This window comes from Micromonospora sp. WMMD714 (genome assembly GCF_029581315.1).
Lineage (GTDB): Bacteria > Actinomycetota > Actinomycetes > Mycobacteriales > Micromonosporaceae > Micromonospora > Micromonospora rifamycinica.
In genome coordinates this window covers 4,842,339-4,864,217 of sequence record NZ_CP120744.1, presented here as the reverse complement: position 1 = coordinate 4,864,217, position 21,879 = coordinate 4,842,339, and the positions used below count along the sequence as shown (strand labels likewise).

The window sequence follows — 21,879 nt, the reverse complement described above, 5'->3', positions numbered from 1 at the left end:
CCCACCGGCTCAGGCCGGCGTGGCGGCCAGCTCGGCGAGCCGGTCGATCTGCCGGGGGTCGGACAACGCCGAACCCACCGCCACCACCCGCACCCCGGCGGCGAGGAAGTCGGCGGCGTTACCCGCGTCGATCCCCCCGGTCGCCACGAACCGCAGCTCCGGCAGCGGGCCGGCGACCGCCTTGAACCACTGGGGGCCGAGACTGACGGCGGGGAACGCCTTGAGCCAGATCAGCCCGTGGTCGAGCGCCTGCTGCGCCTCGGTCGGGGTGGCCACCCCGGGCAGGTGCGGGATGCCGTAGCTGATCGCCGCGTCGGCCACCGCCAGGTCCAGCCCGGGGGCGACGGTGAAGGCCGCCCCGGCGCTGGCGGCCTGCCGTACCTGGGCGGGGGTCCGCACCGTGCCGGCCCCGACCCGGCGGCCCCGGTCCTTGCCGGCCTCCACCGCCGCCCGCAGGGCGAGCGTGGCGTCCGGGGTGCGGATCGGCACCTCGACCACGTCGATGCCCAGGTCCCAGGCCCGTTCGGCGAGCCGGACGGTCTCCATCGGCGGCAGGTCGCGCAGGATCACCATCACCCGCGCGGTGCCGAACAGCGGTGCGAAGTCGTGCGCGGTCATCGACCGTTCCTTCCGGTGGCGGTGGTGGTGAGCAGGCCGACGCCCACCGGGTCGAGGCTGGCCCAGTCCGGTGCCGGCAGCGCGAGGAGCCGATCGGCCAGGGCCCGGTGGGGCGGCGGGGCGGTGTCCCCCGCCACGGTCAGCGTGGGGGCCGCGCAGAGATGCCCGAGCCGCAGGCAGCGGCCCAGATCGAGACCGCGCAGCAGCCCCGACAGGAAGCCGGCGGCGAAGGCGTCGCCGGCCCCGACCGGCTCGTGCACCGGCACCCGCAGGGCGGGGACGAAGACGTCCGGTCCGGTACGGGGCAGCGCGGTGACGCCGACGTCGGCGTCCTTGACCACCACCAGGTCCGGGCCGGGCAGCAGGTCACGCACCGCGGCCGGGTCGGTGACGCCCCACAGGGCGCCCGCCTCGTCCAGCCCGACCAGCACCACGTCGGCGGCGTCGGCGAGCCCGCGCAGCACCGGCGCGGCGACCTCGGCCGACCAGAGCCGGGCCCGGTGGTTGACGTCGAAGGCGACCCGGGCGGCGGGCAGCGGCCGGTCGGTGACGGCCCGGCGGACCAGGGCCGCGCAGGACGGCGAGAGGGCGGCGGTCACCCCGGACAGGTGCAGCAGCCGGGCCTCGGCCAACGCCGGGTCGTCCAGTGCCTGCGGGCCGAGCCGGGAGGCCGCCGAGCCGGACCGGTAGTAGTGCACGGCGGTGCCGCCGGGCGTCGGGTCCTTGAGGTAGACGCCGGTCGGCGCGCCCGGGTCGACGGCGACCAGGCTGGTGTCCACCCCGGCGGCGGCGACGTGCCGCAGCACCCGCCGGCCGAACGGGTCGTCGCCGATCCGGCTCACCCACGCCGTCCGGTGGCCGAGCCCGGCGAGCGCGGCGGCCACGTTGGACTCGGCGCCGCCGACCGAGACGCCCAACCGGTCGGCGGCCTCCAGCGGCCCGGTCGGATCCGGGCTGAGCACCACCATCGACTCACCGACGGTGACCACCTCCGGCCCGACCGACCGCCCCGGGTCCGGCCGGTCGGTGGTCACGCCGACTCCGCGGCGGCGAGCAGGGCGGTCACGCCGGCCCGGTCGCGTACCCCGTCGGCGACCAGCACCCGGTGCTGCCCGGTCCGCCGGCCCCCGGCGGGCACCACCGCCGGCCGGTCAAAGGCGAAGGCCACGCAGACGCCCGGGTACATCGCCGTCCGCACGAACCACCGGTCGCCCAGCCCGAGCCCGGTGAAGACCAGGGTGTACGCCCCACCGCCGGGCGCGACAGCGGTCAGCGCCACCCAGCGGGCGGCACTGCCGTTGACCGCCTGCTCCCCGTCGGCGTCCATGGTGAACGCCGTCGGCTCGCCCTCGGCGACCGCCCGCCAGAAGAACCCGCCGTAGCCGGCCCCACCGGGTCGGCCGTTGGTGGCCGGGCTGCCCAGCGGGACGTCCCGTTGGGCCGGGGCGGTGAGGGTGTAGTCGACGTCGAGCGCCCAGGCGTCCGCCGTCACCGGGGTCGCGGCGAGCCGGCGGTGCTCGGTGAGCAGCACCCCGCCGGCCCGGTCGCGCCACTGCAACGTGTGCGCCAACCGGTCCGGGGTGCGCTCGCGCCACTGCGTGTGCGCGATCACCCCGTGGTCGTCGCGCCAGGTGTAGCCGGTGCCGCGCACGTACGTCCGGCCACCCCACAGATTGGTGCCGTCGACGTCCTGCACGGCCAGCGACGCCCCGAGGTGCCAGACGTGGTCGGCGGGGAACGCGTCGGTGACCGGGGTGCCGGCCAGCGTCCGCACCGGGTGCAGGTAGGGCCGGGGGCCGTGCCGGGGATCCAGGTCGGGACGGACCACGTACCGGGCCACCTCGACGTCGCCGAGGTGCAGTGCGGGATCGTCGTCGCCCGGGTCGGCCGGGTGCGGGTCGGCCCCGGCCTGACGCGGGACCGACCCGGTCGGGTCCGGGTCGGCGCGGGTCGGGCTGGGCTGCGGGTGACCGGTCACGGTGCCTCCATCCGGGGGGCGGGACGGCGGGCGGCGACGGCGTGCAGGGCGGCCAGCGCATAACCGGCCAGGATCGGCACCGCCACCGGGGTGACCAGTATCCCCAACAGTGCGGCCACCGCGCAGACCCCGCCGGCCGCCGCCCAGGTCCCCGGCCGGGCCAGGCCGGTCCGGGCGGCGGCGCGGGCCGCGTCCCGCCAGCCCCGCCCGCCGGTCCGGCCGACCGCTACCACGGTCAGCCCGGCGTACCCGGCCAGCGCGGCGGTGACCACGGCGGTGCCGGCCAGCGCGACCCTGCCCCCGGGCACCCGGCCGGTGGCCAGGGCGACCAGGTCGACGCCGAGCGCGACGGCGACGGCCACCCCGACCGCGCTGGCGGCCAGGCCGGCGGGAAGCGCCCGACCGAACCGGGACAGCGTGGTGCGCAGGTCCGGCCAGCCGCCGAGGGTCAGCCGGTCGTGCAGGGCGGCGCTGGCGGCGGCCAGGGCCGGCGCGACGGTGAGCACCGGCAGCGCCGCCAGGGTCAGCGCGAACCCGAGCAGCGCCAGGTCGGTGGCGTCGCGCAGGGTGTCCCGCCAGTCCCGGCGCGGGGGCGCCTCGGCCGGCTCCGTCACCCCCACGGCGGTCATCCCTTCAACCCGCTGGTGTTGATGCCCTCGACCAGCATCCGCTGGAAGGCCAGGAAGAACAGGAAGACCGGCAGCAGCGACAGCACCGACATGGCGAACATCGGGCCGACCGCGCTCTGGCTGGTGGAGTCGATGAACAGGGTCAGCGCCACCGGCACCGTGTAGTCGTCCAGGCTGGACAGGAAGACCAGTTGCCGGAAGAAGTCGTTCCAGGTCCAGATGAACGAGAAGATCGCCGTGGTCACCAGCGCCGGCCGGCTCAGCGGCAGGATGACGTGCCGGAAGATGCCGTACGGGCTGGCCCCGTCGATCTTGGCGGCCTCGTCCAGCTCGCGCGGGATGCCCCGCATGAACTGCACCATCAGGAACACGAAGAACGCCTCGGTGGCCAGGAACTGCGGGATGAGCAGCGGCAGGTAGGGCCACTCCCCGCCGACCAGGCCGAGGCTGCGGAACAGGATGTACTGCGGCACGATCAGCACGTGCCCGGGGAGCAGCAGGGTGCCGATCATGACGGCGAACCAGATCCCCCGCAACCGGAACCGCAACCTCGCGAAGGCGTACGCGGCGAGCAGGCAGGACACCGCGTTGCCGACCACGGTCAGCAGGCTGACCATGGCGCTGTTGAGGAAGAAGGTGCCGAAGCTGAGGTCGAAGTTGCCCCAGCCGGCGGTGTAGTTGCCCGGGGTGAACCGCTCGGGCAGCAGGCCGATGTTGTTGACGATCTCTTCCGGCGACTTGACCGAAGTGCCCAGCATCCACAGCAGCGGATAGAGCACCACCGCCACGATCACCACCAGCACGAGCAGCCGTACCGCCTGCCGGCCGCGCTGCCGGCGACGGCCGGGCCGCCGCGCCGTCGAGGTCACCGCCACCATCACTTCTCCCCGTCGGCGTAGTGCACCCAGAACCGCCCGGTGCTGAAGAAGATCGCGGTGATCAGGCCGATCGCGATCAGGAAGACCCAGGCCATCGCCGAGGCGTAGCCCATCTCCAGGTCGGTGAAGCCGGAGATGTAGAGCTTCAGGGTGTACATCAGGGTGGAGTCGACCGGCCCGCCGGTGCCGTTGCTGAGCACGAACGCGGCGGTGAAGCCCTGGAAGCCGTTGATCGTCTCCAGCACCAGGTTGAAGAAGATGACCGGGGAGAGCATCGGCAGGGTGACGTGCCAGAACTGCGACCACCGGCCGGCGCCGTCGACGGAGGCCGCCTCGTACAGCTCGGTGGGCACCTGCTTGAGCCCGGCCAGGAAGATCACCATCGGGGCGCCGAACTGCCAGATCGCCAGCACCATCAGGGTCTGTAGCGCCCAGTCCGGGTCGCTGACCCAGGGCAGCCCCTCGATGCCGAACAGCGCGAGGAACGAGTTGAACGCGCCGTCCCGGTTGAACATGTTGACCCAGACGATGGCCAGCGCGACGCTGCCGCCGAGCAGCGACGGCAGGTAGAACAGCGCCCGGAACAGGCCCACCCCCCGCCACGCCCTGTTGAGCAGCATCGCCACGCCGAGCGCGGCGGCCAGCTTCAACGGAACGGCCACCAGGGCGAAGGTCAAGGTCACCCGGACCGCGTGCCAGTACGACGGGTCGGCGGTGAACATCCGCTCGTAGTTGGCCAGCCCGACCCACTCCACCTCGGACAGCGGGGTGAGGATGTCGTAGTTGGTGAAGCTCAGCCAGAGCGAGAGCAGCATCGGGACCGCCGTGACGCCCATCAGTCCGATGAGCCACGGCGAGAGGAATACGTAACCCGCCAGTCCTTCGGCGTGCCGGTCCCGCCCGGCCCGACGCCGGTTGGCGTGGGGCCGGGCGGAACCGGTGCGTCCGGTCCGGCCGGGTGCCGTGGTGAGGGCCACGGGGCCGGCTCCTTTCGTCGACCGCGACGGGTCGGTCAGGCGATCGCGGACTTGCAGGCGGCGATGAACTGCTCGGCCGCCTGCGCCGGGCTGGCCCGCTGGTACTGGACGTTCTCGGCGGCCTTGACCAGCTCCGACTTGACCTTGCTGTGTCCCTTGATCGGCACCTGCGGGGACTGACCGAACTTCTGCGCCAGCTCGGACTCGACCTGGATGGACTGCTTCATCGCCGGGTCGGTCACCGTCTGGCTGACCGTGGCCCGCAGGTCCATGTTCGACGGCAGGCCCCGGTCGGTGCCGAGCAGCGCCACCGCCTCCGGGTCGTTGGCCAGGAAGTTGATCACGTCGACCGCGGTGTCCCGGTGCTTGCTTCCCTTGAACACCGACCAGTACATCGAGGCGCGGGCCCACTGGGCGCTCGGGTCACCGGGGTAGGCGACCACGCCCAGCTCGTCCTTGGTGTTCTTCTTCAGGTCCGGCATCTGGTTGACCCAGACCCAGGAGGTCGCGGCCTTGCCGGTGACCACGAGCTGCTTGGTCACGTCGCTGGCGTTGCCCTCGTGGATCACGTCGGCGGTCGGGGTGGCGCCCCGGTCCCGGGCGCCCTTCCACAGGGTGAACCACGTCGTCACGTCCGCGGCGGTGAAGCCCAGCTCGTTGCCGTTGTAGAGGTCCTTGCCCTGCTGGCGCAGCCAGACCCAGAACGCCTTGTAGTCGGCGCTCGGGTCCTGGGTGCCGGGGACCTTGGCCTTCTTGGCCACCTGCTCGGCCCAGGCGATGTGCTCCTCCCAGCTCTGGCCGGTGGTCGGCTCCGGGAGGTTGTTCTTGGTCAGCAGGGTCTTGTTGTAGACCAGGCCCTGGGTGTTCTCGCCGGCGGCCACCCCGGCCAGCTTGCCGTCCACCACGCCGTACTCGAGCAGGCTCTTGGGGAACTTCGACACGTCCAGCTTGCCGGAGTCCTGGTAGCTCTTGAGGTCGAGCACGGTGCTGCGGCCGGCGTACTCGGCCAGGTAGTTGTCGTCGATCTGGAACAGGTCCGGCGGGTTGCCGCCGGCGGTCAGGGTGGCCAGCTTGTCGAAGTAGCCCTGGTTGGCCTGCCAGGTCTTCTCGAACGTCACGTCCGGGTGCTTCTTGGTGTAGAGGGCGAGGGCGTCCTCGGTGAGCTTGGCCCGCGCCTCACCGCCCCACCAGAAGACCGAGAGCTTGACCTGGCCGTCGCCGGCGGAGTCGTCGTCGCCGCAGGCCGCCGCGCCGAACATCAGCGGTACGGCGACGACGGCGGCGACCATGCCGCGCAGGAATCGACGGCGGGGTGCGGGGGTACGGTGGGGCGGTTCGGCCGGCGTGCCGGCGGTGGGGGACGTTGCGGGGTGCATCTGCGCTCACTCCTCGGGTTAGGAGGCGACGACGCCACCGGTGGTCACGGTCGGGCCGCCCGGGTCCGCAAGGCGATGCGGGCCCGGGCCATCCGGAACGGAGCCGGGACGGGATCGACCGGGTACAGGTCCGGTCGAGTCGCGAATGACCAGTTCGGTCTGGAGCAGTACCTGTGCGGTGGTGCGACGGTCGCCGACGGCCGCTGCCCGTCCCCCGCCGCGTGGGCGGGGTTCGGAGTCGTGCTGCAGCAGCATGTCGACGGCCGTTCGGCCGGCGGCCGCGGTCGGCGTGGCCACCGTCGTCAACTTGGGGCGGGTGAGTCGGCTCAGCGCGATGTCGTCGACCCCGATCACGCTGACGTCCTGCGGCACCCGGACGCCGAGGTGGTCGAGCCCCTCGATCAGCCCGATCGCCATCAGGTCGTTGTAGGCGAGCACGGCGGTGACGCCGCTGCGGCGGACCTGTTCGGCCAGCGCGCTGCCGCCGGTCTCGGTGGGCGGGTTCGGCCCGAGCACGGTCAGCTCGGCCCCGCCGGTGCGGGCGGCGGCCCCGGCCGCCCGGCGCATCTGCTGGTTGGTCCAGGACCCGCGCGGGCCGCCGAGCAGGGCGAGCCGCCGGTGGCCGAGGCCGAGCAGGTGGTCGATCGCGGCCCGGGCACCCTGGCCGACGTCCATCACCACGCAGGGCAGCCCGGTGACCTGGCGGTTTATCACCACCACCGGGACCTCGCGGCTGACCTGCTCGATCAGCGCGTTGCTCATCCGGGGGCTGCACAGCAGCACCCCGTCGACCTGCTTGGCCAGCGCGTGGACCAGCTCCTCCTCGGCGGCCGGATCCTCGTTGGTGTCGGCCACGAAGACGTGGTAGTCGCGGTGCCGGGCCTGCCCCTCGGCCGCCTTGATCAACGGCGGGAAGAACGGGTTGGCGATGTCGGCGATGATCAGGCCGATGTTGTGGGTCCGCCCGGTGATCAGGGCGCGGGCGGCCCGGTTGGGCCGGTAGCCGAGGTCCTCGGCGCAGGCCAGCACCCGGACCCGGGTCTCCGGGTTGACCAGGTGCGGCGCCGAGAAGGTGCGGGAGACGGTGGAGATGTGCACGCCCGAGGCCCGCGCGACGTCGCGGATGGTGGCTGGCACGGGCGGCCCTCTCGTCGATGGTGTGGTCGGGGTCACGTGGGTGCCGCCAATTAATGCAAACGGTTGCTCCACTGTCAACGGGAGTTCGTTACGGATCGATTGCAGGGAGGCTCTCCCCATGCCCCCTTAAGCCCACGAATCGGGATCTATAACGCGGGATTGGCATCGATCGTTGACGTCGTCTTCATCATCGTGGTTTCTTCACTGCAAACCTTTGCAGCAGCCGCCGGGAGGACCACCCGATGTCACCACCAACCGCGCACCGCCGTCGACACGCCCTGGTCGGCACCGGGGCGCGGGCCGAGATGTTCGTCCGGGCCCTGGTCACCGAGCACGCCGACACCGCCGCACTGGTCGCCTTCGCCGACGTCAACCAGACCCGGATGGACGCCCACAACCGGTGGCTGGCCGAGCTGGGCCACCCGGCCGTGCCCACCTACCGGGCCGACGACTTCGCCGCCATGCTCGCCCGGGAACGGGTCGACGTGGTGCTGGTGACCAGCGTCGACGTCACCCACGACGAGTACATCGTGGCGGCCCTGCGGGCCGGCTGCGACGTGGTCACCGAGAAGCCGATGACCGTCGACGCGGCCCGCTGCCGGCGGATCCTCGACGCGGTCGCCGAGACCGGCCGGCAGGTCACCGTCGCCTTCAACTACCGCTACAACCCGTTGCACGAGCAGGTCCGCCGGCTGCTCGCCGACGGCGCGGTCGGCGAGATCGGCTCGGTGCACTTCGAGTGGCTGCTCGACGTGCGGCACGGCGCGGACTACTTCCGCCGCTGGCACCGGGACAAGGCCAGCTCCGGCGGGCTGATGGTGCACAAGGCCAGCCACCACTTCGACCTGGTCAACTGGTGGCTCGACGCCACCCCGGTCGAGGTCTACGCCGCCGGCCGGCTGTTCTTCTACGGCGACGGGGGCCGGCGGCACGGTTACGCCCGCGACTACGACCGGGCGCACGACTCCCCGGCCGCCACCGACGACCCGTTCGCCCTGCGGCTGGCCGAACACCCCCGGCTACGCGAGCTGTACCTCGACGCCGAGGCCGAGGACGGCTACCACCGCGACCAGAACGTCTTCGCCCCCGGCGTCACCATCGAGGACGACATGGCGGTGCTGGCCCGCTACTCCACCGGCGCGACGATGACCTACCACCTCACCGCGTACGCCCCCTGGGAGGGCTACCGGGTGATGGTCAACGGCAGCCGGGGCCGGCTCGAACTGGAGGTCACCGAGAGCGACTTCGTCAGCCCGGCCGCCGCCGGTGCGCTCAAGGGCGCTGCCCTGCACGGCGACGAGGCCGCCGCCGAGAACGGCGCGGCGACCCTCACCCTGCGCCCGTTCTGGAGCCCGCCCACCCGGATCCCGGTCGAGGGCTACACCCGACAGGGCCACGGCGGCGCGGACGCCCGGATGACCCGGGTGATCTTCGGCGGTGAGCCGGACCCGCTGGACCGGGCCGCCACCGCCCGCGACGGGGCGCTCGCCCTGCTCACCGGCCTGGCCGCCAACCGCTCCTTCGCCACCGGCGACCCGGTCCGCGTCGCCGACCTGCTCACCCTGCCCTGACCGCCGTCCCGCCGACCCGACCGGTCACCCCGACCGCCCGCCGCCGTCCCGCCGACCCGACCGGCCGTCCCTGCCCCGACCGCCCGTCGACCCCGCCCGACCTGCCCCGCCCAACCTGCCCCGACCGCCCGCCGACCCCGCCCGACCTGCCCCGGACCGCCGACCCGTCGCCCGCAACCGAGGAGTCCTCCGCCGTGCCGACCTCTCCTGATCTGCTCCTGCCGACCGACCCGGGCGTCCGGGCGATCGCCCGCGAGCTGTACGCCCTGGCCGGGCCGCAGCCGATCATCTCGCCGCACGGGCACGTCGACCCGGCGCTGCTGGCCGAGGACCAGCCCTTCCCGGACCCGGCCCGGCTGCTCATCGTGCCCGACCACTACCTCACCCGGATGCTGCTCAGCCAGGGCGTCCCCCCGGCCGAGCTGGGCGTGCCCAGCGTCGACGGCAGCCCGGTGGAGACCGACGGCCGGACGATCTGGCGACGCTTCGCCGCACACTGGCACCTGTTCCGGGGCACCCCGTCCCGGCTGTGGCTGGAACGCACCTTCAGCGAGGTGTTCGGGGTGGACACCGCGCTGACCCCGGCCACCGCCGACGCCGTCTACGACGAGCTGGCCGCCCGGCTGGCCGAGCCGGAGTACCGGCCCCGGGCGCTGTTCGAACGGTTCCGGATCGAGGTGCTGGCCACCACCGAGTCGCCCCTGGACGACCTCGGCCGGCACGCCAAGCTCGCCGCCGACGGTTGGGGCGGGCCGGGCGGCCGGGTGGTCACCACGTTCCGGCCGGACAACGTCGTCGACATGGAGTTCGACGGCTGGGCCGACAACGTGGCCCGGCTCGGCGAGGTGGCCGGCGTGGACACCGGCACGTACGCCGGCTACCTGGACGCGCTGCGCGCCCGCCGGGCGGCGTTCGTCGCGGCCGGCGCGACCTCCTCCGACCACGGCCACCCCACCGCCCGGACGCTGGCACTGACCGCCGACGAGGCGGCGCGGCTCTACGACCGGGGCCGGCGCGGGCTGGCCGACGCCGCCGACGCCGAGGCGTTCCGGGCGCACATGCTGGTGGAGTTCGCCCGGATGTCGCTGGACGACGGCCTGGTGCTGCAACTGCACCCCGGCGCGGTCCGCAACCACAACCGCCGGCTGTACGCCACCCACGGGCGCGACGTCGGCGGGGACGTCCCGCACGCCACCGAGTACGTCCACGCGCTGGCCCCGCTGCTCGACGCGTACGGCAACGACCCCCGACTGCGGGTGGTGCTCTACACCCTCGACGAGTACACCTTCACCCGGGAGCTGGCCCCGCTGGCCGGCGGCTACGCCGCGCTCTACCTCGGCGCGCCCTGGTGGTTCCTGGACTCCCCGGAGGTGCTGCGCCGGTTCCGGGAGGCGGTCACCGAGTCCGCCGGGTTCTACAACACCGCCGGGTTCGTCGACGACACCCGCGCGTTCTGCTCCATCCCGGTCCGCCACGACGTGGCCCGCCGGATCGACGCCGGTTTCCTGGCCCGCCTCGTCGCCGAGCACCGGCTGAGCGAGGCCGAGGCCGCCGAGACGGTCGTCGACCTGGCGTACCGGCTGCCCAAGAAGGTCTTCAAGTTCGAGGGGTCCGCATGAGCACCAGGATCACCGACGTCGACGTGCACGACGTCCGCTTCCCCACCGCGGCGGCCGGCGACGGCTCCGACGCGATCAACCGGGGTGACTACTCGGCCAGCTACGTCGAGCTGCGCACCGACGACGGCCCGACGGGGGCCGGGTTCACCTTCACCAACGGCCGGGGCAACGAGATCACCTGCGCGGCGATCGAGGCCCTCGCCCACCACGTGCGTGGGCGCACCGTCGAGGAGATCGCGGCCGAGCCGGTGGCGTTCTGGCGCTCGCTCACCGCCGACGTGCAGCTGCGCTGGCTGGGGCCGGAGAAGGGGGTCATCCACATGGCCGCCGGGGCGCTGGTCAACGCGGTCTGGGACCTGCGGGCCAAGCTGGCCGGCAAGCCGATGTGGCGCTACCTCGCCGAGCTGTCCACCGACGAGCTGGTCGCCAACGTCGACTTCCACCACATCACCGACGCGCTCACCCCCGACGAGGCGGCCACCCTGCTCGACAAGGGGCTGGTCGGGGCGGCGGACCGGCTCGCCGTGCTGGAGCAGGACGGTTTCCCGTCGTACACCACGTCGGTGGGGTGGTTGGGGTACCCGGACGAGAAGGTGCGGGCACTGACCCGCGAGGCGTACGCGCAGGGGTGGCGGGCGATGAAGATGAAGGTCGGCGGCCCGCCCGCCGACGACCTGCGCCGGGCGCGGATCATCCGGGCCGAGATCGGCCCGGACGCGCTGCTGATGATGGATGCCAACCAGGTGTGGGACGTCGACGAGGCGATCACCAACATGACCGCGCTGGCCGAGGTCGACCCCTACTGGATCGAGGAGCCGACGCACGCCGACGACATCCTCGGCCACGCCCGGATCGCCCGCGCGGTGACCGGGCTGACCGACGGCCGGTGCCGGGTCGCCACCGGCGAGGTGGCCGCCAACCGGGTGATCTTCAAGCAGCTGCTCCAGGCCGAGGCGATCGGGGTGATGCAGATCGACGCCTGCCGGGTCGCCGGGGTCAACGAGGTGCTGGCCGAGATCCTGCTGGCGGCGAAGTTCGGGGTGCCGGTCTGCCCGCACGCCGGTGGCGTCGGCCTCTGCGAGTACGTGCAGCACCTGGCGATCTTCGACTACCTGCGGGTCGGCACCAGCCTGGACGGACGGATGGTCGAGTACGTCGACCACCTGCACGAGCACTTCGTCGACCCGGTCCGCACCCGGGGCGGCCGGTACCTGCTGCCCACCGCGCCCGGCTACAGCGCCGCCATGCGTCCCGAGTCGATCGCCCGGTTCCGTTTCCCGGACGGGCCGGCATGGCGGTGAACGGGGACACCGACCGGCTGGGCCTGGCCACCCTGCACCGGCTGCCCGCGCAGAGCCGGCCGCTGGTCCGGCCGGGCACCGTGCCGGCCGGCATCGTCCACCTCGGACTGGGCGCGTTCCACCGCGCCCACCAGGCGGTCTACACCGAGGCGGCGATCGACGCGGCCGGCGGCGACTGGGGCATCGTCGGCGTCGCCCCGCGCAGCACCGCGCTGGTCGAGGCCCTCGCCGCGCAGGACGCCCTGTTCAGCGTCACCACGCTGGCCGCCGACCGGTCGCAGACCCGGGTGGTCGGCGCGTTGGCCGGGGTACGGCACGCGGCCAGCGACCCGGCGGCGGTGGTCGCGCTGCTGGCCGACCCGGCGATCCGGGTGGTGACGCTGACGGTGACCGAGAAGGCCTACCAGCTCGACCCGGTCTCCGGGGCGTTGCGCGCCGACCCGGAGCTGACCCTCGACCTGACCACCGACCGGCCCCCGGTCACCGTGCCCGGCCTGCTGGTGCGCGGGCTGCTCGCCCGTGCCGCCGCCCAGGCTGGCCCGATCGCGCTGGTCAGCTGCGACAACCTGCCGGCGAACGGGAGCCGGCTGCACAGCCTGGTGCTGCAGGCGTTGACCCTGGCCGGGGCGTCGGACGCCGTGCTGGACTCGCTCGCCGGGCAGGTGAGCTTCCCCGGCACGATGGTGGACCGGATCGTCCCGGCCAGCACCGACGCGACCCTCGCCGACGCCCGCGCCGCGCTGGGGGTGGCCGACCTGGCGGCGGTGGCCGCCGAGCCGTACCTCCAGTGGGTGGTCGAGGACGACTTCCCCGGCGGCCGGCCGCGGTGGGAGCGGGCCGGCGCGGTGCTCACCACCGACGCCGGGCCGTGGGAGCGGCTGAAGCTGCGCAGCCTCAACGGCGTGCACTCGGCGGTGGCCTACCTGGGGGCGGTGGCCGGCCGCGAGACGATCGCGGACGCGCTGGCGCTGCCCGGCCTGACCGACGTGCTGCGCCGGTTCGTCGCCGACGACGTGGCCGCCAGCTTCACCCCACCCGACGGGGTACGGGTCACCGACTACGGCGACGAGGTGCTGGCCCGGTTCGCCAACCCGGCGATCCGGCACCGCACCCTCCAGGTGGCGATGGACGGCTCGCAGAAGCTGCCGCAGCGGGTCCTGCACACCGCCGCCGACCTGCGGGCGCAGGGCCGGTCGGCGTACTGGTCGGCGCTGGTCGTGGCGGCCTGGCTGCGGTTCCTCGACGGGCAGGCCGACGACGGCACGGTACTGCCGCTGGACGACCCGCTGGCCGGGCGGATCACCACCGCGCTCGCCGCCGCCGACGGCACCCCCGCCGGCACGGTCGGGGCGCTGTTCGCGCTCTCCGAGGTCTTCCCGGCCGCGCTCGCCGACGACGACGGGTTCCGCGCCGACGTCGCCGGGTGGCTCGGCGCACTGCGCACGCACGGCGTCCCGGCGGTCCTGGCGGGAGCGGCGTGACCGCCCCGCTGCCGCCGGCCGCCGCCGACGGGACGACCGCCCGGGGCGCACCGGCCTATCCGGTCACCGGGGCGTCGCCGACCGCCGTGCCCCGGGTGGCGATCGTCGGCGCGAACGGGCACGGCCGCTGGCACCGGCGGACCGTCGCCCCGCTGCACGCGGCCGGGCGACTGCGGCTGGTGGCGCTCGTGGACGTCCAACCGGTCGCCGACGAGCCGGCGGCACCGGTCCCACCCGGGGTCGGCGTGCACACCGACCACCGGGAGATGCTCGCCGCCGCCCGACCGGACGTGGTGATCGTGTGCACCCCGCCGCACACCCACCTGCCGATCGCCCTGGACGTCCTCGCCGCCGGTGCGGACCTGCTGCTGGAGAAGCCCCCGGTGCTGTCCACCGCCGAGCACCGGGAGCTGGCCGGGGTGCTGGCCGCCACCGGCCGGGCCTGCCAGGTGGGCTTCCAGGCGCTCGGTTCGGTGGCGCTGGCCGAGCTGTCGGCCGCCGTCGGGCAGGGCCGGCTCGGCACCGTCACCGGCATCGGCACGGTCGCCGCCTGGCAACGGCCGGACGGCTACTACGCCCGCTCCCCGTGGGCCGGCCGGCGCACCCTGCACGGTCGACCGGTGCTGGACGGGGCGCTGGCCAACCCGCTCGCGCACGCGGTGATGCAGTGCCTGGCGGTGGCCGAGACGGTGACCGGCACGCCGGTCCGGCCGTCCCGGATCGAGCTGGAGCGCTACCGGGTCCGGCCGATCGAGGTCGACGACACCGCCACGCTGCGGATCGTCACCCCCGGCGGGCCGCCGATCGTGGCGGCGGTGACCCTGGCCGGGGAGGACTTCGTCGCCGGCGAGGTGATCGTCACCGGCACCGCCGGGCGGGCGGTGCTGGAGTACCCGACCGACCGGCTGCTGCTGCCCGGCGACCCGGAACCCCGGGAGGTGCCGGGGCGGCGGGGGCTGCTGGAGAACCTGCTCGCCCACCGCGCCGACCCGGCCGGCACCCCGCTGATCGCCCCGCTGGCCCGGACCGCGCCGTTCACCGCCGTGCTGGAGCGGGTGCGGCAGGCCCCCGAGCCGACCCTGCTCGACGGCGACCTGGTCACGGTGACCGGCAGCGGGCCGGAGCGGGTGGTGACGGTACGCGGGATCAACGCGCTGCTGCGCCGGGCCGCCGAGCAGGGCGCGCTGCTGTCGGAGCTGGCCGTGCCGTGGGCGGTGCCGCCGGTGTGTACGGAGCTGGCGGCGCTGGACGACTGACGCACCATCCACCACCACCTTCCGGAGAGTCCCATGCGTCCACGAACCACCGGGGCGGCCCTGGTCGCCCTCTCCCTCCTGCTGACCTCGGGCACGGCGGCCCACGCCGCACCCGGCCTGACCACCGACGGGGTGCCCCGGGTGGTCGAGCGGCTGGCCCGGCAGACCCTGCCGGCCGGTGACGGCTGGGCGGCCGACGGCCCCGGCACCACCGGCGGGGCGGCGGCCGCCCCGGACCAGGTCCACCTGGTGCGCAGCCGGGCCGACCTGGTCCGGGCGCTGGGCGGCGACAACGCCACCAACAAGAGCAACGCCACCCCGAAGGTGATCGTCGTGGACGGCACCGTCGACGGGTTCGCCGCCGACGACGGTCACCTGCTCGGCTGCGCCGACCTGGCCGACCCGGAGTACAGCCTGCCGGCCTACCTGGCCGCGTACGACCCGGCGGTGTGGGGCATGGTGCCGCCGACCGGGGCGCTGGAGGCCGCCCGGGTGCGCTCGGTGGCCAACCAGACCCGGCAGACGCAGATCAACGTGGGCCCCAACACCACCATCGTCGGCCGGCACGGGGCCGTCCTCACCGGACTGACCCTGATGATCGACGGGGCCAGCAACGTGATCGTCCGCAACCTGACCTTCGACGACGCCCGGGACTGCTTCCCGGCCTGGTCGCCGACCGACGGCGCGACCGGCAACTGGAACTCCCAGTACGACCAGATCTCGGTACGCCGCAGCGAGCACGTCTGGGTCGACCACAACACGTTCACCGACGGCGACAACCCGGACAGCGCCCAGCCGGTCCACTTCGGCCGGCCCTACCAGGTGCACGACGGGTCGCTGGACGTCACCCACACCGCCAGCCTGGTGACCGCCTCCTACAACCGGTTCACCGGGAGGGACAAGCTGATGCTGATCGGCTCGTCCAACACCGTCGGGCCGGACGTCGGCCGGTTGAAGGTGACGCTGCACCACAACCTGTTCGACCGGGTCCTCCAGCGGCTGCCCCGGGTGCGCTTCGGCCAGGTCGACGTCTACAACAACTGGTACCGGCTGGGCGGCGACGACTTCGTGTACGCGATCGGGGTGGGGGTGCAGTCCGCCGCGTACGTGGAGAACAACTTCTTCACCCTCGACGCCGGCATCGCCCCCGGCGACCTGCTGTACGACTGGGGTGGCACCGCCGTCACCACCCGGGGCAACTGGGTGGACGCCGACCGCGCGCTGCCCCGCCCGGTCGACCTGGTGGCCGCGTACAACGCGACCCACGATCCGGACCTGGGCGGCGACGCCGGGTGGACGCCGGCCCTGCGGGCGCCGCAGGCGGTGCCCGCGCCGCTGGTGCCGCTCGTGGTGGGGCCGTTCGCCGGGGCCGGTCGACTGCCGCTGTGAGCCCCTTCCGGTCGGGTCGGACCACCGCCGGGGTGCGGGCCGGCCCGACCGGAAGCGCCGGCCGCACCGGCGCGCGGACGGATCAGGAGGTCGCCGGCCTGGTGAGCACCTCGGCGCCGTCGGAGGTGATGGCGATGGTGTGCTCGCTGTGCGCCGTCCGGCAGCCGGTGGCGCTGCGCAGCGTCCAGCCGTCGGCGTCGGTGACCAGGGTGGCGGTGTCGGCCATCACCCAGGGTTCCAGGGCCAGCAGCAGCCCGGGGCGCAACCGGTAGCCGCGACCGGGGCGGCCGGAGTTGGAGACGTGCGGATCCTGGTGCATCGTCGAGCCGACGCCGTGCCCGCCGAACTCGGTGTTGACCTGGTAGCCCGCCGCGCCGAGCACCGTGCCGATGGCGTGCGAGACGTCGCCGACGCGGGCGCCGGGGCCGGCGGCGGCGATCCCGGCACGCAGCGCGCGTTCGGTCGCGTCGATCAGCGCGACGCTCTCCGGGGGCCGGCTGTCACCGACCACGAAGCTGACGGCCGAGTCGGCGACCACCCCGCCGAGGGAGACCGCGAGGTCGAGGGAGAGCAGGTCACCGTCGGCGAGCGGATAGTCGTGCGGCAGCCCGTGCAGCACCGCGTCGTTGACCGACGTGCAGATGTAGTGGCCGAACGGGCCGCGCCCGAAGGACGGCTCGTAGTCGACGTAGCAGGACTGCGCGCCGGCCTCGACGATCATCTGGCGCGCCCACTCGTCGATCTCCAGGAGGTTGGTGCCGACCGCGCTGCGGCCCTTCAGTGTCTGGAGGATCTCGGCGACCAGGGCGCCGGTGTCCCGCGCCCGCCGCACGTCTTCGGCGTTCAGGATCTCGATCATGCAGCGCCCCCTCGGACTACCAATAAATATCCCGGCCATATTATCCCGGTACTAGAATCGTCGTCATGGTCAGGTTGCCGCTCACTCCCGCAGAGGTGGCACGCGGACGACGCCTCGGTGCCCTGCTGCGCCGCGCCCGGGGCCAGCGCTCGATGCTCACCACCGCCCTGGCCGCCGGGCTCTCCCCGGAGACGCTCCGGAAGATCGAGTCCGGCCGGGTGGCCACCCCGGCCTTCCCGACCATCGCGGTCCTCGCCGACGTGCTCGGCCTCTCCCTCGACGCGGTCTGGTCGGAGATCAACCGGTCCGACGGCGCGGTCGACCTCGCCGGCCCGGCCCGTGACCCCGGCCACCGGCTGGCCTCGTAGCCCGTTGCCGCCCCACCGCGCGCCACCCGCCGCTGTCCGTCCGGGGCCGGCGCTCGGCGACGAACCGGGGCCGGCGCTCGGCGACGAACCGGGGCCGGCGCTCGGCGACTAGCCGGGGCAGGGAGAATGGCCCGGGGTGACGGCCCGGGCTCCCCGGCCCCGGCGACGCGGATCAGCGGGAGGTGAACCCGGGTGACGGGTGGACGCGACAGGGACGCGGGCTTCCCGGACCCGCCGGCCCACCTCCTCCCGGCGGACGACCCTGGCGGCACCACCCCGCCGACCGACCCCACGCCACCGGCCGACCCGCACCGCACCACCCCGCGAGCCGGCACCGCACCGCCCGCCGGCACCACACCACCGGCCGGTGCCGCACCGCCGAACGACACGGTGGACCGTGACGCGCCACCGGCGTTCCGGGCCGCGCTGGACGCCGATCCGGCGCAGCTCTCCCCCACCCGGGAGGCGTTGCGGGCGTGGCTGACCACGCTCGGTGCGGGCGAGGCGGACGTGGAGGTGGCGCTGATCGCCGTCGGTGAGGCGTGCGCCAACGCCATCGAGCACGGCTACCGGTTCGCCGCCGGGTCGACCGTCCTGGTGCGGGGACGGCTGCGCGGCGACCGGTTGGAGATCGAGGTCTCCGACACCGGCGGCTGGCGTGGCCCCCGCGCGGACGGTGGAGACCGGGGCCGGGGCGAATTGATCATGACGCGGCTGATGGACGAGGCACGCATCGACGGCACGCCCGAGGGGACGACGGTACGGCTGGTCAAGCACCTCGCCGACCTGGGATGATGCGGTCACATGCCCGACGACAGGATCAGGGTGGCAGTGAAGATCGGCTATAAGTAGGCCATGGAGTTCCCGCCGTACCTCGCCACCATGCCGCTGCACGCGATCACCGAGCTGCACGGTGAGCCGGGTCTGCTGGCCCGGTTCCGGCTGGAGCTGCCGGCCTTCCCGGCGGCCGAGCAGGACCGGCTGACCACCGCCCTGGACCTCGCCGCCGAGCTGCACCGCGAGGACCGCCGGTCCCGGGAGCCGTACCTCAACCACCTGTTGCGGGTGTCGATCCGGATGGTCCACCACTACCGGGTGCGCGACGCCGACGTGATCGTCGCCGGGCTGCTGCACGACGCGGTGGAGGACCACCCGGGGGAGCTGGCCGGCGCCGGGGCCGCCGACCCGACGGCGGCCGCGCTGGCCACCCTGACCGACCGGTTCGGGGCGCGGGTGTCCCGGCTGGTCGCCGCGGTCACCAATCCGGTGTACGACCCGGAGCGGGATCCGCACGTGCAGTACCGCGAGCACGTCGCGGCCAGCCTGGACCGGGAGCCGTGGGCCCGGGTCATCAAGATCTCCGACTTCACCGACAACGGCGTGGGGGTGGTCTACGCGGTCGGGCCGAAGGTGGCCCGCTCGGCGGCGAAGTACCGGCCGCTGGTGCCGGTCTTCCGGGAGCTGATCGCCCGACCCGACACCCCGCTGTCGGCGCCGGTGAAGCGGCACATCTTCGCCCAGCTCGACCTGGCCGAGGAGCGCTTCAGCGCGATCCTCGACCACGCCGGCTGACCCGCGCCGCACCACACCCCCGGTGCCCGGCACACCGCACCCCCGCCGCTCGGCACAGCGCACCCCCAGTGCTCGGCGCACCGCACTCCCTGTGCTCGGCGCACCGCCCCCCCGGCGCTCGGCGTCGATGCCAAGGGCGCGGTCAGGCGCGAGGTGGGATGGCCACCCCGCACCCGCCGAGCACGGCGGCGAGCCGGTCCCGCAGGGCGGGCAGCCGCTGCGGGGTGTCCCGCAACACCAGCCGGACCGGCTCCCGGGCACCGGCCGAGACCCCGCCGACCACGTCGAGCAACGTGCCGAGTTGGCCGGGCGGCTCGTCGGCCAGCAACAGGCCCGCCTCGGTCACCTCCAGGGTGAGCGGGCCGACGTCGAGCCGGTCGGCCAGCACGTCGGCGAGCGCGTCCCAGTTGCGGCCGAAGTGTCCGGGCAGGTCGAGGGCGTCGGTGAGGGCGTCGAACAGCGTGGCGCGGGTACGGGCCACCGCCCCGGCCACGGTGACCGACGGCGTCGGGGCTCCCGACGGTGGTGTCTCGTCGGTCACCCGCAGCCACCCGGGCTGGCGCTGTCCGGTCATCGTGCATCCTCCTGCTCACCCCGGGGTGGGGTCGGCGGACCGCCCCACCCCGATGGTCCTCGGTCAGATCCGGTAGAAGTTCGCGTAGTGGTCGGGCGAGAACCAGGTCGCCCCGGTGCTCCTGTTCACCACGATGCGGTACGCGTCCCGCGCCGCGCCGGAGACCCGCGGGTAGACGTCGTACTCGTGGTAGGTGGCGTTGCCGGGGAGCTGGCCCTCGTAGTTGTGGAACTGGCCACCGGCGAAGTTCGACAGCCCGCCGCTCCAGGCGTACCAGCCCCGGCTGGTGGGGAAGCCCTTGGCCGACCAGCCGGAGCGGGCGGCGCGGGCGTCCGCGCAGCGGGACATCGTGCAGGAGCCGTAGACCGCCGCCGAGGCGGGGTCGGTCAGCCTCGGCGCCACCACGGACGGCCCGACCAGCACCGCCGCGATCATCGCGGTCAGCAGGGCGAACGTGCCCAGCAGCCGGCCGGGCCGGGTACGGCGGGTCGGAACGACACCGGCGGTGGCAGCGATCGGGACGCCGACAGGGGTGACGGGGATCGGGGCGGGGGCGATCGAGGCGGGGGCCGTGACAGTCGCGCCGGTGGCGGTGACGACGGCAGTGGCGGCGGTGGCGGTGACGGGGTTCGCGGGAGTGCGCAACGGGTCCTCCGGGTCGCGGGGGCCGACAGGAATGCATCGATCGGGATGGTTATCCCGATCAGCCACATTCTGGCGGGAGACGAACCCCGCCGACCAGAGGTCAGCCTGGCAACCGTGGATGAACGCGCCATGATCGGCACGCCACCGCAGGCTGAATGGTCGACCGGCCAGACACCCCGATCGCCCACCCAGGGCCGGCAACCCGGCCAGCCACCTACGGCCGGGCGGGAAGACCGGGTCGCGGGGCCGGGCGGGCCGATCAGAGCCGCCCGGCCCCGGTGGGCTCAGCAGCCGATCCGGCTGCTGCCCAGCGCCACGTCGTCGTACCAGATGGTGTCCGCGCCCTCGCCGTAGCTCTCCCAGCCCAGCTTCAGGTCGGTCAGCCGGGGCCGCCAGGTGCGGTTGTACCACTGGCCGTCGATGTCATGGGTGGGCACCCCGTCGGCGGTCAGGCCGGTGACGGCGGTGCCGTCGAGCCAGGTCCGCAACTGCCCCTGGTTGCCGTCGACCATGAACTCCAGGCACGTCCAGCGCCCGGTGGGCAGCGGCACGCTCAACGCCACCCCGGACGGGCTCTGCTCCGGCAGGGTCGCGTCGTCGGAGGCCCGGTTCCACTGCAACGCGCCGTTCTGGCCGCCCATCCGCAGGTCCTTGTTGCCGTCGGCGGCGTCGGTCATCGCCGTCATGGTGACGTGCTGGGTCGGCAGGGCGGTGGTGTGGCGCAGCCAGATCCGACCGTAGCGGACCGTGCCCACGGCGCTGAGGTCCCTGGTGGACCGGACGAAGACGTGGTTGCAGTAGCCCGCCGCACCGTCGATCCGCAGCGAGCGGCTGCCACTGTGCGTGGTCGTCGTGTCCACCGCCGCCCGGCCCGCCCCGGAGCAGTCCGGGTTGACCACGCTCCAGTCGCCGGCCGGCGTCGAGCCGGTCTGGTTCTCGAACCCGTCACAGAGCACCGCACCGGCGCACCCGGCCGGCGGCGGGGTGGTCGGCGGCGGCGTCGTCGGAGGCGGGGTGGTCGGGGGCGGCGTGGTCGGGGGCGGCGTCGTGGGCGGCGGCGTAGTGGGCGGTGGGGTGGTCGGCGGCGGCGTCTTGGGCGGGATTGTCGTGGGCGGCGGCGTGGTGGTCGGCGGCGGAGCGCCGTTGCACGGTACGCCGTTGAGCGTGAACCCGGTCGGCGCGGCGGAACCCGAGGTGCTGGTGCCCTGGACGCCGAACTCGGTGGAGCCGCCCGCCGGGACGCTGCCGTTCCAGGCGGCGTTACGGGCGGTGACCTCCGTGCCGGCCTGGCTGACCTGGGCGTTCCAGCCACCGGTGAGCCGCTGCCCGCCCGGGTAGGACCAGGTGACGGTCCAACTGCTCAGGGCGGTGTCGCCCGGGGAGACCCGGACGTTGGCGGTGAAACCGCCGGTCCACTCGTTGGGCTGGTAGTCGATCCGGCAGCCCTGGGCGGCCGAGGCGGTGCCGGCGAGCACGGTGGTGACGGCCGCCGCCAGCGTGACGGTGGCGGCCACGGCGGCGGTGATGCGGGTACGGGAAATCCTCACAGGGGTCCTTCCGGCTGGCCATCGGAAATACACCGACGGCGCAGGAGCAACGACGTCGCTCGCGCGTCGACATGCCTTGTCGGCACGTGGACAACGGCCCGGCT

General features: G+C 74.1%; 21 protein-coding genes. 9 read left to right on the top strand and 12 right to left on the bottom strand.

Annotated elements, in window-relative coordinates:
- Nucleotides 1–9: 9 nt before the first annotated feature.
- The 8 genes from O7625_RS20700 to O7625_RS20665 are packed head-to-tail and all read right to left on the bottom strand — an operon-like array spanning nt 10 to nt 7,593.
- Entirely contained in the window at nt 10–618 is a 609-nt protein-coding gene (locus O7625_RS20700; RefSeq protein ID WP_282340746.1) for a bifunctional 4-hydroxy-2-oxoglutarate aldolase/2-dehydro-3-deoxy-phosphogluconate aldolase, read from the bottom strand.
- On the bottom strand, nt 615–1,652 hold the full coding sequence (locus O7625_RS20695) for a sugar kinase (RefSeq protein ID WP_282340745.1): 1,038 nt from the start codon (nt 1,650–1,652) through the stop codon (nt 615–617). The genes O7625_RS20700 and O7625_RS20695 overlap by 4 nt, the downstream gene beginning before the upstream one ends.
- The gene (locus O7625_RS20690) at nt 1,649–2,596 is read right to left on the bottom strand and encodes a PmoA family protein (RefSeq protein ID WP_282340744.1); all 948 of its coding nucleotides are present in this window, start codon (nt 2,594–2,596) and stop codon (nt 1,649–1,651) included. Before O7625_RS20690 ends, O7625_RS20695 begins: the two co-directional genes overlap by 4 nt.
- The gene (locus O7625_RS20685) at nt 2,593–3,225 is read right to left on the bottom strand and encodes a hypothetical protein (RefSeq protein WP_282340742.1); all 633 of its coding nucleotides are present in this window, start codon (nt 3,223–3,225) and stop codon (nt 2,593–2,595) included. Before O7625_RS20685 ends, O7625_RS20690 begins: the two co-directional genes overlap by 4 nt.
- Nucleotides 3,222–4,103 (bottom strand): carbohydrate ABC transporter permease, encoded by an 882-nt coding sequence (locus O7625_RS20680; protein ID WP_282340741.1) that lies wholly within the window; start codon nt 4,101–4,103, stop codon nt 3,222–3,224. The genes O7625_RS20685 and O7625_RS20680 overlap by 4 nt, the downstream gene beginning before the upstream one ends.
- Entirely contained in the window at nt 4,103–5,080 is a 978-nt protein-coding gene (locus O7625_RS20675; RefSeq protein ID WP_282340740.1) for a sugar ABC transporter permease, read from the bottom strand. The genes O7625_RS20680 and O7625_RS20675 overlap by 1 nt, the downstream gene beginning before the upstream one ends.
- Nucleotides 5,081–5,115: 35 nt before the next feature.
- The gene (locus tag O7625_RS20670; RefSeq protein ID WP_282340739.1) at nt 5,116–6,456 is read right to left on the bottom strand and encodes an ABC transporter substrate-binding protein; all 1,341 of its coding nucleotides are present in this window, start codon (nt 6,454–6,456) and stop codon (nt 5,116–5,118) included.
- 18 nt (nt 6,457–6,474) lie between these two features.
- Nucleotides 6,475–7,593, bottom strand: coding sequence for a LacI family DNA-binding transcriptional regulator (locus tag O7625_RS20665; protein WP_282273648.1), 1,119 nt, complete (start codon nt 7,591–7,593; stop codon nt 6,475–6,477).
- A 242-nt stretch (nt 7,594–7,835) separates the two neighbouring features.
- On the opposite strand from O7625_RS20665, the gene O7625_RS20660 reads away from it, so the two are divergent.
- From O7625_RS20660 to O7625_RS20635, 6 genes are all read left to right on the top strand, one after another.
- The gene (locus tag O7625_RS20660; protein ID WP_282340737.1) at nt 7,836–9,164 is read left to right on the top strand and encodes a Gfo/Idh/MocA family oxidoreductase; all 1,329 of its coding nucleotides are present in this window, start codon (nt 7,836–7,838) and stop codon (nt 9,162–9,164) included.
- A gap of 194 nt (nt 9,165–9,358) precedes the next feature.
- Complete coding sequence (gene uxaC / locus O7625_RS20655; protein WP_282340735.1) at nt 9,359–10,783, top strand: glucuronate isomerase; 1,425 nt, start codon at nt 9,359–9,361, stop codon at nt 10,781–10,783.
- Nucleotides 10,780–12,084 carry an enolase C-terminal domain-like protein gene (locus tag O7625_RS20650; RefSeq protein ID WP_282340734.1) on the top strand — a complete coding sequence of 435 codons (1,305 nt, stop codon included), beginning with the start codon at nt 10,780–10,782 and terminating at the stop codon, nt 12,082–12,084. The genes uxaC and O7625_RS20650 overlap by 4 nt, the downstream gene beginning before the upstream one ends.
- On the top strand, nt 12,075–13,565 hold the full coding sequence (locus O7625_RS20645) for a mannitol dehydrogenase family protein (protein ID WP_282340733.1): 1,491 nt from the start codon (nt 12,075–12,077) through the stop codon (nt 13,563–13,565). The genes O7625_RS20650 and O7625_RS20645 overlap by 10 nt, the downstream gene beginning before the upstream one ends.
- The gene (locus O7625_RS20640) at nt 13,562–14,821 is read left to right on the top strand and encodes a Gfo/Idh/MocA family oxidoreductase (protein ID WP_348773961.1); all 1,260 of its coding nucleotides are present in this window, start codon (nt 13,562–13,564) and stop codon (nt 14,819–14,821) included. Before O7625_RS20645 ends, O7625_RS20640 begins: the two co-directional genes overlap by 4 nt.
- 33 nt (nt 14,822–14,854) lie before the next feature.
- Nucleotides 14,855–16,210 carry a pectate lyase gene (locus tag O7625_RS20635; protein ID WP_282340732.1) on the top strand — a complete coding sequence of 452 codons (1,356 nt, stop codon included), beginning with the start codon at nt 14,855–14,857 and terminating at the stop codon, nt 16,208–16,210.
- A gap of 82 nt (nt 16,211–16,292) precedes the next feature.
- On the opposite strand, the gene map is transcribed toward O7625_RS20635, so the two are convergent.
- On the bottom strand, nt 16,293–17,069 hold the full coding sequence (gene map / locus O7625_RS20630; protein WP_282340731.1) for a type I methionyl aminopeptidase: 777 nt from the start codon (nt 17,067–17,069) through the stop codon (nt 16,293–16,295).
- Between the two features lie 65 nt (nt 17,070–17,134).
- Here map and O7625_RS20625 point away from each other — a divergent pair, with 65 nt between their 5' ends.
- The 3 genes from O7625_RS20625 (at nt 17,135) to O7625_RS20615 (ending at nt 19,009) form a co-directional block, all read left to right on the top strand.
- On the top strand, nt 17,135–17,437 hold the full coding sequence (locus O7625_RS20625) for a helix-turn-helix transcriptional regulator (RefSeq protein WP_282340730.1): 303 nt from the start codon (nt 17,135–17,137) through the stop codon (nt 17,435–17,437).
- Between the two features lie 192 nt (nt 17,438–17,629).
- Nucleotides 17,630–18,232, top strand: coding sequence for an ATP-binding protein (locus O7625_RS20620; RefSeq protein ID WP_282340729.1), 603 nt, complete (start codon nt 17,630–17,632; stop codon nt 18,230–18,232).
- 60 nt (nt 18,233–18,292) lie between these two features.
- Entirely contained in the window at nt 18,293–19,009 is a 717-nt protein-coding gene (locus O7625_RS20615) for an HD domain-containing protein (protein ID WP_282340728.1), read from the top strand.
- Between the two features lie 142 nt (nt 19,010–19,151).
- Here O7625_RS20615 and O7625_RS20610 read toward each other — a convergent pair whose 3' ends face one another.
- From O7625_RS20610 to O7625_RS20600, 3 genes are all read right to left on the bottom strand, one after another.
- Nucleotides 19,152–19,583: a barstar family protein gene (locus O7625_RS20610; RefSeq protein ID WP_282340727.1), complete on the bottom strand. Its 432-nt coding sequence runs from the start codon at nt 19,581–19,583 to the stop codon at nt 19,152–19,154.
- A gap of 63 nt (nt 19,584–19,646) precedes the next feature.
- Nucleotides 19,647–20,228 carry a ribonuclease domain-containing protein gene (locus tag O7625_RS20605; protein ID WP_282340726.1) on the bottom strand — a complete coding sequence of 194 codons (582 nt, stop codon included), beginning with the start codon at nt 20,226–20,228 and terminating at the stop codon, nt 19,647–19,649.
- Between the two features lie 284 nt (nt 20,229–20,512).
- A complete protein-coding gene (locus O7625_RS20600; protein ID WP_282340725.1) occupies nt 20,513–21,775 on the bottom strand; it encodes a cellulose-binding domain-containing protein in 1,263 nt (420 codons plus the stop codon).
- Nucleotides 21,776–21,879: the final 104 nt, after the last annotated feature.

Excerpts from the sequence above, each read along its gene's own strand:
- O7625_RS20685 (WP_282340742.1), bottom strand. The coding sequence starts at position 3,225 with ATGACCGCCGTGGGGGTGACGGAGCCGGCCGAGGCGCCCCCGCGCCGG.
- O7625_RS20625 (WP_282340730.1), top strand. The coding sequence starts at position 17,135 with ATGGTCAGGTTGCCGCTCACTCCCGCAGAGGTGGCACGCGGACGACGC.
- O7625_RS20635 (WP_282340732.1), top strand. The coding sequence starts at position 14,855 with ATGCGTCCACGAACCACCGGGGCGGCCCTGGTCGCCCTCTCCCTCCTG.
- O7625_RS20680 (WP_282340741.1), bottom strand. The coding sequence starts at position 4,103 with ATGGTGGCGGTGACCTCGACGGCGCGGCGGCCCGGCCGTCGCCGGCAG.
- map (WP_282340731.1), bottom strand. The coding sequence starts at position 17,069 with ATGATCGAGATCCTGAACGCCGAAGACGTGCGGCGGGCGCGGGACACC.
- O7625_RS20615 (WP_282340728.1), top strand. The coding sequence starts at position 18,293 with ATGGAGTTCCCGCCGTACCTCGCCACCATGCCGCTGCACGCGATCACC.
- O7625_RS20610 (WP_282340727.1), bottom strand. The coding sequence starts at position 19,583 with ATGACCGGACAGCGCCAGCCCGGGTGGCTGCGGGTGACCGACGAGACA.
- O7625_RS20670 (WP_282340739.1), bottom strand. The coding sequence starts at position 6,456 with ATGCACCCCGCAACGTCCCCCACCGCCGGCACGCCGGCCGAACCGCCC.
- O7625_RS20650 (WP_282340734.1), top strand. The coding sequence starts at position 10,780 with ATGAGCACCAGGATCACCGACGTCGACGTGCACGACGTCCGCTTCCCC.
- O7625_RS20660 (WP_282340737.1), top strand. The coding sequence starts at position 7,836 with ATGTCACCACCAACCGCGCACCGCCGTCGACACGCCCTGGTCGGCACC.
- O7625_RS20645 (WP_282340733.1), top strand. The coding sequence starts at position 12,075 with ATGGCGGTGAACGGGGACACCGACCGGCTGGGCCTGGCCACCCTGCAC.
- O7625_RS20700 (WP_282340746.1), bottom strand. The coding sequence starts at position 618 with ATGACCGCGCACGACTTCGCACCGCTGTTCGGCACCGCGCGGGTGATG.